12 protein-coding genes and 2 pseudogenes are annotated in these 13,900 nt (G+C 54.9%); 12 read left to right on the top strand and 2 right to left on the bottom strand.

Features of this window, described 5'->3' with window-relative positions; all coding sequences use genetic code 11:
* From D6877_RS30245 to D6877_RS24800, 7 genes and pseudogenes are all read left to right on the top strand, one after another.
* Positions 1-254: pseudogene (locus D6877_RS30245) on the top strand (type VI secretion system tip protein VgrG); the annotation flags it as partial.
* Positions 239-1,072, top strand: coding sequence for a DUF4123 domain-containing protein (locus D6877_RS24825; protein ID WP_130912408.1), 834 nt, complete (start codon positions 239-241; stop codon positions 1,070-1,072). The pseudogene D6877_RS30245 and the gene D6877_RS24825, both read left to right, overlap by 16 nt.
* A 1-nt stretch (position 1,073) precedes the next feature.
* Entirely contained in the window at positions 1,074-4,079 is a 3,006-nt protein-coding gene (locus tag D6877_RS24820; protein ID WP_130912407.1) for a hypothetical protein, read from the top strand.
* A complete protein-coding gene (locus D6877_RS24815; protein WP_130912406.1) occupies positions 4,072-5,043 on the top strand; it encodes a tetratricopeptide repeat protein in 972 nt (323 codons plus the stop codon). The genes D6877_RS24820 and D6877_RS24815 overlap by 8 nt, the downstream gene beginning before the upstream one ends.
* 303 nt (positions 5,044-5,346) lie before the next feature.
* Positions 5,347-5,607 (top strand): annotated as a pseudogene (locus D6877_RS24810) (ribonuclease domain-containing protein); the annotation flags it as partial.
* A gap of 5 nt (positions 5,608-5,612) precedes the next feature.
* Positions 5,613-5,909 carry a barstar family protein gene (locus tag D6877_RS24805; RefSeq protein WP_130912405.1) on the top strand — a complete coding sequence of 99 codons (297 nt, stop codon included), beginning with the start codon at positions 5,613-5,615 and terminating at the stop codon, positions 5,907-5,909.
* 98 nt (positions 5,910-6,007) lie between these two features.
* Positions 6,008-6,352, top strand: a complete 345-nt coding sequence (locus tag D6877_RS24800; protein ID WP_130912404.1) for a hypothetical protein — start codon at positions 6,008-6,010, stop codon at positions 6,350-6,352.
* 125 nt (positions 6,353-6,477) lie between these two features.
* On the opposite strand, the gene D6877_RS24795 is transcribed toward D6877_RS24800, so the two are convergent.
* Positions 6,478-7,200, bottom strand: coding sequence for a tellurite resistance TerB family protein (locus D6877_RS24795; protein WP_130912403.1), 723 nt, complete (start codon positions 7,198-7,200; stop codon positions 6,478-6,480).
* A gap of 294 nt (positions 7,201-7,494) precedes the next feature.
* Between D6877_RS24795 and ydcS the strand changes: the two genes are divergently transcribed.
* From ydcS to D6877_RS24770, 5 genes are all read left to right on the top strand, one after another.
* Positions 7,495-8,646 carry a putative ABC transporter substrate-binding protein YdcS gene (ydcS, locus tag D6877_RS24790; protein WP_130912402.1) on the top strand — a complete coding sequence of 384 codons (1,152 nt, stop codon included), beginning with the start codon at positions 7,495-7,497 and terminating at the stop codon, positions 8,644-8,646.
* A gap of 147 nt (positions 8,647-8,793) precedes the next feature.
* Positions 8,794-9,831, top strand: coding sequence for an ABC transporter ATP-binding protein (locus tag D6877_RS24785; RefSeq protein WP_130912401.1), 1,038 nt, complete (start codon positions 8,794-8,796; stop codon positions 9,829-9,831).
* A 1-nt stretch (position 9,832) separates the two neighbouring features.
* Complete coding sequence (locus D6877_RS24780) at positions 9,833-10,768, top strand: ABC transporter permease (protein ID WP_130912400.1); 936 nt, start codon at positions 9,833-9,835, stop codon at positions 10,766-10,768.
* Complete coding sequence (locus D6877_RS24775; RefSeq protein WP_130912399.1) at positions 10,758-11,582, top strand: ABC transporter permease; 825 nt, start codon at positions 10,758-10,760, stop codon at positions 11,580-11,582. Before D6877_RS24780 ends, D6877_RS24775 begins: the two co-directional genes overlap by 11 nt.
* A gap of 160 nt (positions 11,583-11,742) precedes the next feature.
* Positions 11,743-13,167: a gamma-aminobutyraldehyde dehydrogenase gene (locus D6877_RS24770; protein ID WP_130912398.1), complete on the top strand. Its 1,425-nt coding sequence runs from the start codon at positions 11,743-11,745 to the stop codon at positions 13,165-13,167.
* A 173-nt stretch (positions 13,168-13,340) separates the two neighbouring features.
* Here D6877_RS24770 and D6877_RS24765 read toward each other — a convergent pair whose 3' ends face one another.
* On the bottom strand, positions 13,341-13,898 hold the full coding sequence (locus D6877_RS24765; protein ID WP_042606925.1) for a hypothetical protein: 558 nt from the start codon (positions 13,896-13,898) through the stop codon (positions 13,341-13,343).
* Positions 13,899-13,900: the final 2 nt, after the last annotated feature.

Raw genomic sequence — 13,900 nt, 5'->3', positions numbered from 1 at the left:
GCGGCGTGACCATGAGCGGGCCGGTGATCAACATGAACTCCGGCGGGAGCCCGGGAAGTGGGACTGGTGCTGCGCCGTTGATGCCGGGGCCTTTAAAACAGGCTGATGCGGATAAGGCGGGGCAGGTAACAGTGCCACCTATGGCGAACCCGTTTGTACGAAAAAGCATTCAAGGCCTGCCCCTTGTTCCGATTTGTGGAAAGCAAGCCAATGGCGCTTGCTCGCGTGAGGTTTGCCCATGTCTGAATGGCTAAGTCATTTCCTGGAAAAACCCGTGGCCACGACGCCATTGGGCACCGCTGGAAACCGCACCCTGTATGGCATCATCGACAGCGTTCGCCAGCCTCGGGCTCTGGAAAAGCTTTACCAACAGTCCGGGTTGACGGGTGTTGAAAAGTTGTTTCAGGACACGCCGTTTGCCGAAATGAATGATGTCAGTCCGATCTGGCTTCAACTGATAGCGGGAAGTCCTGCCGCCGCCCAAGCCCTTGAGCTATGCCGCGACAACCGCGCCGGTATTCTGCTCACCTCGCGTGAAAAACCGCAGACCGCGCTCTTGCATGCTCGTCGCCTCCTGCGCATGAACGACCCGGCTCATGGTGACTCGCTGGCTCGCTACTACGACCCGGCGTTCTGGAGCGCGCTGGCGCTGACGTTACCCGCCCCACCTCTGTTCGGCCCTTGGGACATCGTCTATACCCCGCCCGCCCACAGCGATGATCAACAATGGCGTGTTTGGGAACAAAGAGAAAAAGTTGATGCCTCTAATGGCGAACAAAAATATCCGTTGCAACTAAAGATCAACACGCTGATAGCGTTCGATGAAATCCGCTGGTGGTACTGGATTCGGCTGCGGAACGCCGAGTCCGGTGCTGGCTTATCGGATTCGCAGCTGTCTGGTGTGGCCGATAATTTGCAACTGCTGGTGGATCACGGCATTGAAGAAGGACGTCATCTTGAGCGCCTGCTGCCGAATCTAAACCAAGGTCCGTTGCAGGCGCACACTGACGTCATGAACTTGCTGAGCAGCGACATGCCAGCATTCGAGAAAGTACAACGACTGGAAGTCTGAGATGACAGGTACGTCCGAACAACCATCCCTATCCGAACAGCCGCCTGTCGTCATTCCGGCCGATCCGCCAAAAAAGACTGCCGACGCGGAAACGTTCTGCAAAGACAAGAAGCCGGGCTGCAGCAGCAGCTATGACGACATCATCTACGTCACCGGTCAGCGCCGTTTCTGGTTGTTGCCCAAGCGGACGTCCGAGAAACTTAAGGAAAGCGTCAGCCTACTCAAGCAGAAAACCGTAGACACGGATAAAGCCGCGCGCATGAGCAACATCGCCGATGCAGGGTTGATGGACTACTTCCTCACTCCGGGTCCGGAAGCTTTCCTAGAAGGTGAGCAACACACCAGTTATGTGGAGTCGAAAGAGGCAATCCCCAAGGACACTGCAAAAAAAGCACAGTGCCGCAAGGATTGGGAAGCGGCAAAGGCCAAAGGTGATAGCGACGCGGTAATGCATGCCGAACGTGAGATGTTCCATGCCGGAAAACGCATCGAGACAAATCAGCAGAACATGCAAACGCTGGAAAAAGTCTCCGATGCTAAAGCAAAGACACTGGGGTACAAACGGGAAAACGGCGTTCTTTACACCCCGCGTGCCTTGAAGGCGCGTGATGCAATTGACAAATACATTGAAGAACGCGACAAGGCGAAAGCCCACGGCTACAAAATGTTTGACCCTGGCACCGGCAAGATCGCTTCGGCTTGGGAACACCTGAAAGAGTACAAGGCGCTTCACAAAAAGCTGATCGAAACCGGCGAGATCGACGAAAAAAAGCTAAGGGGTGTTCAGCTCAACATCCTGGCGTTGAAAGACCTGATGTCCAAGTACATCAATTCCATCGTGGAGCTTGCCGAGTGCGGGATTGCAGTTCCCGAATTTGCGCTGAGTCCCGATGACCAGTACGCCGGTACCGAGGATTTTCAGGCGTTTATCGAGCTGACCAACAAACGCGATGAGCTCGAGAAAAAAATCGAGGAGCGTTACTCTCAATGGGTGTCGGCCACTGGCGGCAAATCCGCACCGCCCGGCGTTCTGTTCGTCAGTTTGCAAAAGCAGTGGTACGACCTGAATAACGAGGCAGAGCGAATCCAGATCACTGCAGAGGCTCGTGTACGTGGGCTCAAGCCACCCCGCCTGTTCCTGTGGGAACCGGAAAGCTACAAGCCAAAGCCGATCGAACGTCTGGCCAAAACCAACATACCTCTGCGCGAACTCAGTAGCGCCTCGTCAACAACGATACTCAACCACATCAGCCTGAAACATCTGGCAAAAATCAGTGGTAACGCATTCCAAGGCCAGCTCAAGGAGCTTGCGACCAGCCTGCCAAAATCGATTGCCAAAGAGGCCGATGACGATCGGGTATTCAGCGATTGGCTGGAACAGGAAGGCGCGCTCCAATTCGATGAAAAGGGACCATGGTTCGATGAAAATGGACTGTTTGTACCTGATAAGTTCTTCGCGGCGCTGGAAGCCAAAGGCTACAAAGTCGAAAGCCTGAAAGCCGAAGCCAAACGCCAAACCTGGGGCGAAAATCTGAAAGCCATGGTTTTCGAAGATAAACAGCTGCGCAATCTCATGCTGTTCGACAACAGCCCCCAGGCCCAACTCGTTCGATGCTTACTTCCGGAAAGCGCCAACTTGCTGTCCGAAGTCAAAATGGAAGGCCCCACTCTTAAAAGTGGTTCCCCTCAGATTGCCAACGTAGAAGTTGCACTGGATGTCACAGCGTGGCGAGGCGAAGTCAGCTTGCTCAAAGTCGAGCTTCCTAAACGGGCAAAGGCTGATCCTTGGATCGCAAAATACAAGGCTCATGACGGCAGCGTGCGCAGCGTCAACTTCGGCAAACTGTCTCTGGATCTGGAAGCCAAGGCTTGGGGATTCGCTGGCGCAAGCCTCATGCTGTCGCGCGATTTGACCCTGGATCAAAAAACCGGCTACACCAGCCTCGTCGGCGTCGACATGGCCGAAAAATCCGGCGAACTGGCGAAGTTTGAAGTCTTCGCCGGTGCCCAGGCCGGGTGCAAGGTAACCGGCAAACTGTTCTGGTGCCCTCCCCCAAGCGTCCTCCCTCCTGCTCCCGTGCCAAATCGTATTTCAGCCAACCAGTGGCGCCCTTTGGCCAAACTGGAAGTTGAAGCGGCCGTAGCCATCGGCGCCGGCTACAACGGCGACATGCACCTGCGGATGCAAAACGGCCTACTGCTGTTATCGATCAAGGGCGCGCTGGTCTGGGGCGCAGGCGTCAAAGGGTATTTGACCTTTGAAGTCGGCTACGACAGCATCGTGGCCTTGACGGAACTGGTGCGACAGGAAATGGCCGCGAACCAATACAAGGATCTTGAGTGGGTCGATGGGGAAGCCATGGACTATCTGCAAAAGCTGAGCTTCCTAGGCGCCACTGGTATCGATGTGGCGTTTGCCTATGTGCGTGGATATGCCATTGTTAAAGGGATATTTGATGCGCTCACGGAAGGCGATCGGGGTGGGCAAATTGCTTACTCACTCGCAATAGCTGAAAACCAGAAAATAATGCAGGATTGGGTATATAACTTGCAACCGCAGGCTTTGGGACCACTACTTCTGGCGCTGAGCACTCCACCCAAACCGCTCACAGTAGAAGACGACGAAAAAGAAAACTTCAATGAAGATGAAGTGCACCTTTTACAGCAACAGTCAATCGAACGATGCCTAGGCTGGATATCCAGCAAGCCTGACGCAAACCAACAGTTTGAAGAAGCAATCATTCGTATGAATCGAGATGGTGCACGACCTGAACAATCTGGACTCTCTTACTGTGAAAACAAGGCAAAGCTAGATCTATTTATGGATGAACGGGTATTAGGACTTGCCGAAGCCAACAACGCCATGCGATCCAGGTATCGAGATCGAGTCTCTAAACTTGGAATACGCTTAAATAAGCATTGTGACTACAGCACCATATACACCGGACCTGCTTTCGCACCAGTCCAAGGTCTCAAAGCCATTTACAAAGGACCAAACATTGATTAATCGAGCAATCTTAAGTTTTTTTATATTCTTTATTTTATCGAGTGCCTCCGCTGCACAATTGACAGAGCCCGAGGCAATAGCCAAAGACAAGGGAATTACTCTTTATCAACAAGGTGCATGGACTTCCTCGCAATCGTTTTTACGAACCGCGGCTGAGGCCGGCGATAAAGAATCCCAATATTTTCTAGGTGAGGCGATACGACTGAGTAATCGATACATGACAGAAGAGGCCAGAAATTGGTACGTAGCCGCGGCAGAGCAAGGTGATCTTTACGCTATGCTACGACTAAGTAGTAAAAAGGATCTTTGCAACTTATCAGATGCCTGCGCGGGGAAAGGTAATGTTGACTGGAGAGAGCAAGCTTTAAAAATTGCTCGTGAACGTGCCGACGAAGGTGATACGGAGGCAATGGTTGTGCTGTTTACGGCAAATCAAGGATTGGAATGGCTAGAAAGAGCCGCAGAATCGGGTGATAATTTTGCTCAACAGCGGCTCGCTAGTGCTTACCAAAGTGGAGAGGGATGGTTTTTGATCCCTGGGAGTCGCGAGAAAGCAATTAATAAATGGTTTAAGGCTTCAGCAGAGGGAGGTTTTCCTCCGGGCATGTATCTGTATGCAAACTATTTATATGAACACAATGGCAGTAAAGAAGAAATCGGAAGCTGGCTCAAAAAAACAGCTGAATCCGGACATATAAACGCGCTAGGGAGCTATGCATTAAATATTGCCCATCTTCCAGACACTTATGGATTTCCTTTAGATCTCGTTAAGGCTTACGGATTCACCTACTTAATAGCAAGCCTCAAGGGCGGAGCAATCGCACCGGAAGATGCAAGACTGAACCTCTTGGAAATCGCAAAAAAAATGCAACCTGAAGAAATAAAGCTTGGAATATCATTTGCGAAAGAATGGGAAAAATCTCACCCTCCTTTATCGTATTTCCACCCGACGTACGGATACTAGCGAACCCATTGCAATTAGAGAACAATCAACAAAACAAAGCGATGATTTTATTTAACAGACACCTCTTAAATTAAATAATCCGTCGCTTTTTCCACCTATTAAACACCCCTTTGTTTCAGAGCCTCCGCATGAACAAAGGTGACAGAAGCCGGCACAGTGATCACGTTTTCCGCTTGGCGGCAGGAGGTCTAATTCATCTCTGAAGACAGAGCGATCATGTGGTCGCTTAGTCTTTAGTAAAAGAGGACAGAGTTATTTCTTCAAACTAAATATAATTCGTCCCCTTTTCTTAAGGCTCAGGCTGCTCAGAGCGGATGGAAGCCGGCTAACGCAGTTAACAACAGCGTTCCCGGTGGACAAATAGGTGGAGATATTTTCTACATTGATACAAATGTTCTCCCATCCGCCTCTGGCCGAACTTGGTATGAGGCCGACGTCGGACTAAGCAGCACTATGTCACGGAGCAACCAACCTGGAACCAGGCTGCTCTATTCGAATGATGGTCTGCTAGATATCACCAGTGATCATTATGAAACTGTCAGCCCAATAGGAAAGTGGAAATAACCTAAATGATAATTGAACTTGACGGCCTATCCATTTCTTCCGAGCAAGATTTCCACAAGCGTATAGCTTCTGCATTTCCCGTGGCTGAGTACTATGGAAACAACCTAAATTCTCTTTGGGATTTGCTCAGTACGGACGTGGAGCGTCCGATTGAAATAGTATGGAAAAATTCGAAAGAATCTGAACAAAGCATGGGTGAAACGTTTAAAAAAATAATATCTATATTCGAGCGAACAAAAAATCAGGACATATCCCTGGGCTTAGATGAAAAATTCGAATACAAATTAAAGTACAAAAATTGATACTTGCCAGCGCATTTATTCAACGCTGCAGTGAGCACGATTATCGTTTGAATGATCAGAGCAAAGTATTCACGAATACAAAGATTTGAAGAGACCCAATGAGATCAAAACTCGAATACAAGCTCCAACCTATCAGAGTACCAAGCGGCTGGACAATAACAATCAACAATCTGTTTGAGGTGGAGCTGACACCGGAGACTTGCAACTGGTTCTCTAGTTCGGTACTGATCGGAGGAGTCCGCCAGAGTACCGGCCATTGCTTTGACACGAGAGTCGAACCCGAAGGGGATCCCGACGGAGAGTTTGTGATCGACATGCTAACGATCAAATACGATAAAAGAGGTAATCCGATTAAAAACTCCGAAATTTTTCTATCTGAATTCAGGACCAAAAGCAAAATCGAATTTATTGAAAAAATTGAAGAGTTCATGATGGAGGCTTGAGTACCATCGCTGTTCAAGAATGGAACAGATTTAAAACAGCTTTCCAAGCTCAATCTTCATTGAAGCGTCATTAGGCGACTCAGGAAAAATCGCAGCACAACACTGCGATTTCTCACCCCATAGAATCAATCGGCCACCAACCGCACCTGCCTCTCCAACTCCACCTTCAACCCCGGCTCCAATTTCAACTGCCGCGCCAGTTCATCCAGATAGCTCTTCTCCATAAAATTCTCCTCATCCACCAGCATCACACTGGCGATGTACATCTCCGCCGCCATTTCCGGCGTGCTCGCCGCGCGGGCGACGTCGGTGGGGTCGAGGGGTTTGTTGAGTTCGGCGTGGAGCCAGTGTTGCAGTTCCTGGTCGTTGTCGAGTTTTGTGAATTCGCCTTCGATCAGTTCGCGCTCGCGCTCGTCGATGTGGCCGTCGGCTTTGGCGGCAGCGACCAGGGCTTTGAGGATTGCCTGGCTGTGCTGCTCGACTTGAGCGGGGGGCAGGCGGTCGAGGGTTTGTGGTTCGCGTTGGGGTGCGCTGCCTTTTTGGGCGTTGTAGTTGCCGTAGGCCTTGTAAGCCAGTACGCCCAGCGCAGCGAGGCCGCCGTAGATCGCGACTTTGCCGCCGACCTTGCGGACCTTTTTATTGCCGAGCAGCAGGCCCATCGCGCCTGCGGCCAATGCGCCGCCACCCGCGCCGGAGAGCAGGCCGCCGAGGCCGCTGGAGCCTGACGAGCCACCGAGCAAGCCGCCAAGTCCGCTGGCAGCCGATTTGCTGGAAGTGCCGCCGGCCTTGTTCTGCAGCATTTCCTGCCCGGACTTGAGCAGTTGATCGAGCAATCCACGGGTGTTCATGTTCCGTCTCCAAAAAAGGGTTATCCGGATCTAAGGCCCTCAGCCTAGTTCGAAAGTGCCCGGACCCGCCCCGCGAGTGTGCTTCCAGATGTTGCTCGCGCTCCGGATTGAAGTGCGCAGTTGTCCTTGAAAAACCGATCTACACTTCAGCCCAGCGAAAAAATATCCGCCGTCGTAATCGAGATTCGCCCGCCCCGCTTCGGCCTTCTGACTACGCTGATAACAAGCCGCCAACGGCATGCTGCACCGCGTTCACAACTGCCCCGACCATAATATGAAAAAGAGGGATCAACCATGTTCGTGCACAAGACCGCACTGCTCAGTGCAATCACCACGGCGCTGCTGGCCAGCGCCAGTTTGCAGGCTGCCGAGCCGTTGAAGGCTGTCGGCGCTGGCGAAGGTCAGCTGGATATCGTGGCGTGGCCGGGTTACATCGAACGTGGCGAGAGCGACAAGGCCTACGACTGGGTCAGCGGTTTCGAGAAGGAAACCGGCTGCAAGGTCAACGTCAAGACAGCGGCGACCTCCGATGAAATGGTCAGCCTGATGGCCAAGGGCGGGTATGACCTGGTCACTGCGTCCGGTGATGCGTCGCTGCGCTTGATCGCCGGCAAGCGTGTGCAGCCGATCAATACCGGGTTGATCCCGAGCTGGAACACCCTCGACCCGCGCCTCAAGGACGCGCCGTGGTACATGGTCAACAGCCAGACTTACGGCACACCATATCAATGGGGGCCGAACGTGTTGATGTACAACACCAATGTGTTCAAGACGCCGCCGACCAGTTGGAGCGTGCTGTTCGACGCGCAGAATTTTCCCGACGGCAAGCCGAACAAGGGTCGTGTGCAGGCGTATGACGGACCGATCTATATCGCCGACGCAGCCTTGTATCTGAAGACCGCCAGGCCGGAGCTGGGCATCGACGATCCGTATCAGCTCACCGAAGCGCAGTACAAAGCCGTGCTCGATCTGTTGCGCGCGCAGCAGCCGCTGATTCACCGCTACTGGCACGACACCACGGTGCAGATGAGCGATTTCAAAAACGAAGGTGTGGTCGCATCGAGCGCCTGGCCGTATCAGGTCAACGGCCTGATCAACGAGAAGCAGCCGATCGCCTCGACTATCCCCAAAGAAGGCGCCACCGGCTGGGCCGACACCACCATGCTGCACACTGAGGCCAAGCATCCGAACTGCGCGTACAAGTGGATGGACTGGTCGCTGAAGCCCAAGGTCCAGGGTGATGTGGCGGCGTGGTTTGGTTCGTTGCCGGCGGTGCCAGCAGCGTGCAAGGAAAGCGAGTTGCTCGGTGCTGAGGGCTGCAAGACCAATGGTTTTGATCAGTTCGACAAGATCGCTTTCTGGAAGACCCCGCAGGCTGAGGGCGGCAAGTTCGTGCCGTATAGCCGCTGGACGCAGGATTACATTGCGATCATGGGCGGCCGTTAAACCCTCTTCGCGAGCAGGCTCGCTCCCACATTGGATTGTATTCCTCCTGTGAGAGCGAGCCTGCTCGCGAAGCTCTTAAGATTCAGGTTTTCCAGCAGTAAGGCCGAGCAGGCGCGACAGCCCTCGCCTTTTGGGGAGCAACACACCATGCCACTTGCAGTCCAGTTCACCAACGTGTCCCGGCAGTTCGGTGAGGTGAAGGCCGTTGACCGGGTTTCCATCGACATCGAGGACGGCGAGTTCTTTTCCATGCTCGGCCCCTCGGGTTCGGGCAAAACCACTTGCCTGCGCCTGATCGCCGGTTTCGAGCAACCGAGCGCCGGATCGATCCGCATCCACGGTGCCGAAGCGGCCGGTTTGCCGCCGTATCAACGTGACGTCAATACAGTGTTTCAGGACTACGCGTTGTTCCCGCACATGAACGTGCTTGATAACGTCGCCTACGGTTTGAAGGTCAAAGGTGTCGGCAAGGCCGAACGTCACAAACGTGCCGAAGAAACCCTGAACATGGTCGCCCTCGGTGGTTACGGCGCGCGTAAACCGGTGCAGTTGTCCGGTGGTCAGCGCCAGCGTGTCGCCCTCGCCCGCGCTCTGGTCAATCGCCCGCGTGTGCTGTTGCTCGATGAGCCGCTCGGCGCGCTGGATCTGAAACTGCGCGAACAGATGCAAAGCGAACTGAAGAAACTGCAACGCCAGCTCGGCATCACTTTCATCTTCGTCACCCATGATCAGACCGAAGCGCTGTCGATGTCCGATCGCGTCGCCGTGTTCAACAACGGCCGCATCGAACAGGTCGACACGCCGCGCAATCTGTACATGAAGCCGACCACCACTTTCGTCGCTGAATTCGTCGGCACGTCGAACGTGATCCGAGGCGATCTGGCGCGGCACATCAGCGGTCATTCGCAAGCGTTTTCGATCCGTCCGGAACACGTGCGTTTCGCCGATGGCCCGCTCGCCAGTGATGAAATCGAAGTCAGCGGCCTGCTCCACGACATCCAGTATCAGGGCAGCGCCACGCGCTATGAACTGAAGCTCGAAAACGGCCAGAACCTGAGCATCAGCCACGCCAACAATCAATGGTTCGACAGCAGCGCGCAACATCAGACCGGGCAGCGACTGAGTGCGCGCTGGGCGCGGGAAGCGATGGTTGAACTGCGTGACAACGTGGCGAGCGAGGTGTGACATGAGCGCCCTCGCGATGACTTCGTCACCACCGCTGCGCAGGTTTTCCAACCTGCTCTATCGCAAGCCCAACCTGTATCTGTCGATGCTGCTGGTGCCGCCGCTGCTGTGGTTCGGCGCGATCTATCTCGGCTCGTTGCTGATGCTGTTGTGGCAGGGTTTCTACACCTTCGACGACTTCACCATGGCAGTCACGCCGGACCTGACGCTGGCCAATTTTGCCGCGCTGTTCCAGCCGTCGAACTTCGACATCATCCTGCGCGCGCTGAGCATGGCGATCGTCGTCTCGATCGCCAGCGCCATCGTTGCATTCCCGATCGCCTACTACATGGCGCGCTATACCACGGGCAAGACCAAGGCTTTTTTCTACATCGCGGTGATGTTGCCGATGTGGGCCAGTTACATCGTCAAGGCTTACGCGTGGACGCTGCTGCTGGCCAAGGGCGGCGTGGCGCAATGGTTCGTTCAGCACCTGGGGCTGGAGCCGCTGTTGCAGTGGGTTCTGGGGATTCCCGGTGTCGGCGGCAGCACACTGTCGACCTCGCATCTGGGGCGGTTCATGGTGTTCGTCTATATCTGGCTGCCGTTCATGATCCTGCCGATCCAGGCCTCGCTGGAGCGCTTGCCGCCGTCGCTGTTGCAGGCGTCTGCCGACTTGGGCGCCAAGCCGCGTCAGACCTTTATGCAAGTGATCTTGCCTTTGTCGATTCCAGGGATTGCAGCGGGTTCGATCTTCACTTTTTCGCTGACCCTGGGCGACTTCATCGTGCCGCAACTGATCGGCCCGCCGGGCTACTTCATTGGCAGCATGGTGTACGCGCAGCAAGGAGCAATCGGCAATATGCCGATGGCGGCGGCGTTTACGCTGGTGCCGATCGTGCTGATTGCGGTTTACCTGGCCATCGTCAAACGTCTGGGGGCTTTCGATGCGCTCTGACTCTTCATCCCAAGGGCGTGCTTCTATAGGTTTGCGCATCGCAGCCTGGGGCGGGCTGGTGTTTCTGCACTTCCCGATCCTGATCATCTTCCTCTACGCCTTCAACACCGAAGACGCGGCGTTCAGTTTTCCGCCGAAGGGCTTCACGCTGCACTGGTTCAGCGTGGCGTTTTCCCGGCCGGACGTGCTGGAGGCGATCAAGCTGTCATTGCAGATCGCAGCCATCGCCACGTTGATCGCCATGGTGCTCGGCACACTCGCGTCGGCCGCGTTATACCGGCGCGATTTCTTCGGCAAGCAAGGCATATCGTTGATGCTGATTTTGCCGATCGCGTTGCCGGGGATCATCACCGGGATCGCCTTGCTGGCGACGTTCAAGTCGCTGGGCATCGAGCCGGGGATGTTCACCATCATCGTCGGCCACGCGACGTTCTGCGTGGTGATCGTCTACAACAACGTTATCGCCCGCCTGCGCCGCACTTCACACAGTCTGATCGAAGCGTCGATGGATCTCGGCGCCGACGGCTGGCAGACCTTCCGCTACATCATCCTGCCGAACCTCGGCTCGGCGTTGCTCGCGGGTGGCATGCTGGCGTTTGCGTTGTCGTTCGATGAAATCATCGTCACCACATTCACCGCCGGGCATGAACGCACGTTGCCGTTGTGGCTGCTCAATCAGTTGAGCCGCCCACGGGATGTGCCTGTGACCAATGTCGTCGCGATGCTGGTAATGATCGTGACAATGGTGCCGATTCTCGGCGCGTATTACTTGACGCGAGGGGGCGAGAGTGTGGCTGGGAGTGGCGGGAAATAACCAAATGACTGAAGAAACCAGATCCCCGTAGGAGCTGCCGAAGGCTGCGATCTTTTGATCTTGATCTTCAAAGCAACGTCAAAAGATCGCAGCCTTCGGCGGCTCCTACAGGTGGATTCGGTTTCGACAGAAAAACAAAAGTGTTAGCGAGGGCAATGAAATGCAAACCAGACTCTTGATCAACGGCCAACTGATCGACGGCGAAGGCCCGGCGCAACCGGTGCTCAATCCTGCGCGGGGCGAAATACTGGTGGAGATCAACGAAGCCAGCGAAGCCCAGGTCGATGCCGCCGTGCGTGCCGCCGACAACGCCTTCGCCGAGTGGTCACAAACCGCGCCGAAAGACCGCTCGCTGCTGCTGCTCAAACTCGCCGATGCCATCGAAGCCCACGGCGAGGAACTGGCGAAGCTGGAATCCGACAACTGCGGCAAACCTTACAGCGCCGCGCTCAACGACGAGATTCCGGCGATTGCCGACGTGTTCCGCTTCTTCGCCGGCGCCAGTCGTTGCATGGGCGGTTCGGCCGCTGGCGAATACTTGCCCGGCCACACCTCGATGATCCGTCGCGATCCGGTCGGCGTGATCGCCTCGATCGCACCGTGGAACTACCCTCTGATGATGGTCGCCTGGAAAATTGCTCCGGCGTTGGCTGCCGGTAATACCGTGGTGCTCAAACCATCGGAACAAACTCCGCTGACCGCGTTGCGTCTGGCCGAACTGGCGTCGGAAATCTTCCCGGCCGGCGTGCTCAATCTGGTATTCGGGCGCGGTCCTACGGTGGGCAGTCCACTGGTGAACCATCCGAAAGTGCGCATGGTTTCCCTGACCGGTTCGATCGCCACGGGCGCCAACATCATTTCCAGCACCGCCGATAGCGTCAAACGCATGCACATGGAACTCGGCGGCAAGGCGCCGGTGATCATCTTTGACGATGCCGATATCGACGCGGCAGTGGAAGGTATACGTACGTTCGGCTTCTACAACGCCGGTCAGGATTGCACTGCTGCGTGCCGGATCTACGCGCAGCAAGGCATCTACGACGCGTTCGTCGAAAAGCTCGGCGCGGCGGTCAGCAGTATCAAGTACGGCTTGCAGGACGATCCGTCGACCGAACTCGGCCCATTGATCACCGCGCAACATCGCGACCGTGTTGCCGGGTTCGTCGAACGCGCCGTGGCACAACCGCACATTCGCCTGATCACCGGCGGCAAATCGGTCGACGGCGATGGTTTCTTCTTCGAACCAACCGTATTGGCCGACGCGCAGCAGGATGACGAAATCGTCCGCCGTGAAGTATTCGGGCCGGTGGTCTCAGTGACGAAATTTACCGATGAAGCACAGGCGCTGGAGTGGGCCAACGATTCGGACTACGGCCTGGCGTCATCCGTGTGGACCTCCGATGTGGGACGCGCGCATCGTCTGTCGGCGCGCTTGCAGTACGGCTGCACATGGGTGAATACGCACTTCATGCTCGTCAGCGAAATGCCCCATGGCGGCCAGAAACTGTCCGGCTACGGCAAGGACATGTCCATGTTCGGGCTGGAGGACTACACCACGGTTCGGCATGTGATGTTCAAGCACTAGGATCCAGAACCTTCGCGAGCAGGCTCGCCCCCACATTTGATCTCTATTTCCTGTGGGAGCGAGCCTGCTCGCGAAAGTGTCACCTCGGCTCCAGAACGGAAACCGGCTCAATGCACCACTTTCCTGGGCCCGCATGAACAAGTTCAGGGGCCATCACCCCCCGGAAAGCATCATCAAAACAAAAGCTCTGCCTGATCGTGTTTCAGCAAGGATATACGATCGAACAGCCTGATTTTTTCATTGGCTTTTTGCCTGGCGTGATCGGACATGACTGCAATCAACTCCTCGAGCTGGCTGACATCTCCAACCACTTTGAATTGCTTTTCCTTGTTGACGAATACAAGCGACTTCTTTTTTCTGGATAACAGTTCGATCACATTGCTGAGCGTACCGGTACTCTTTGCATCCCAGATCATCAAGCCATAGTCAGCCGCTTCGGCCATGACCACGTCTTTTTCGGTGAAAAAGGCTCTTGATCCTTTGGTATGTTTTGAGGCCACGGGCCTGGCGGGCCACTGCCCAAGGTTATTCCTGGGCACCGAGCCGCTGCAGAACACCGTTGTTCTGGAAGCTTCGAGACTCAGCAGGTACTCCTGAATGGAGCTATCAGCGCCACCCGCATCACCCACCACCACCTCAAAATCAGACGCAACGATATTATTGATGCGCTCTTTAACCTTTGGATCAAGGTTCTTGATGTTGATAGAGCCAGCAATAAATACAGTGGTCATTG

The sequence above is a fragment of the Pseudomonas sp. Sample_9 genome, assembly GCF_004307535.1.
Lineage (GTDB): Bacteria > Pseudomonadota > Gammaproteobacteria > Pseudomonadales > Pseudomonadaceae > Aquipseudomonas > Aquipseudomonas mercuritolerans.
The sequence above is the reverse complement of the archived record's forward strand: the minus strand, read 5'-3'. Positions and strand labels throughout refer to the sequence as shown.

Bases quoted from the DNA above. Each gene is read 5' to 3' on its own strand.
- D6877_RS24770 (WP_130912398.1), top strand. From the start codon at position 11,743: ATGCAAACCAGACTCTTGATCAACGGCCAACTGATCGACGGCGAAGGC.
- D6877_RS24775 (WP_130912399.1), top strand. From the start codon at position 10,758: ATGCGCTCTGACTCTTCATCCCAAGGGCGTGCTTCTATAGGTTTGCGC.
- D6877_RS24765 (WP_042606925.1), bottom strand. From the start codon at position 13,898: ATGACCACTGTATTTATTGCTGGCTCTATCAACATCAAGAACCTTGAT.
- D6877_RS24795 (WP_130912403.1), bottom strand. From the start codon at position 7,200: ATGAACACCCGTGGATTGCTCGATCAACTGCTCAAGTCCGGGCAGGAA.
- D6877_RS24780 (WP_130912400.1), top strand. From the start codon at position 9,833: ATGAGCGCCCTCGCGATGACTTCGTCACCACCGCTGCGCAGGTTTTCC.
- D6877_RS24805 (WP_130912405.1), top strand. From the start codon at position 5,613: ATGATAATTGAACTTGACGGCCTATCCATTTCTTCCGAGCAAGATTTC.
- ydcS (WP_130912402.1), top strand. From the start codon at position 7,495: ATGTTCGTGCACAAGACCGCACTGCTCAGTGCAATCACCACGGCGCTG.
- D6877_RS24820 (WP_130912407.1), top strand. From the start codon at position 1,074: ATGACAGGTACGTCCGAACAACCATCCCTATCCGAACAGCCGCCTGTC.
- D6877_RS24800 (WP_130912404.1), top strand. From the start codon at position 6,008: ATGAGATCAAAACTCGAATACAAGCTCCAACCTATCAGAGTACCAAGC.
- D6877_RS24785 (WP_130912401.1), top strand. From the start codon at position 8,794: ATGCCACTTGCAGTCCAGTTCACCAACGTGTCCCGGCAGTTCGGTGAG.
- D6877_RS24825 (WP_130912408.1), top strand. From the start codon at position 239: ATGTCTGAATGGCTAAGTCATTTCCTGGAAAAACCCGTGGCCACGACG.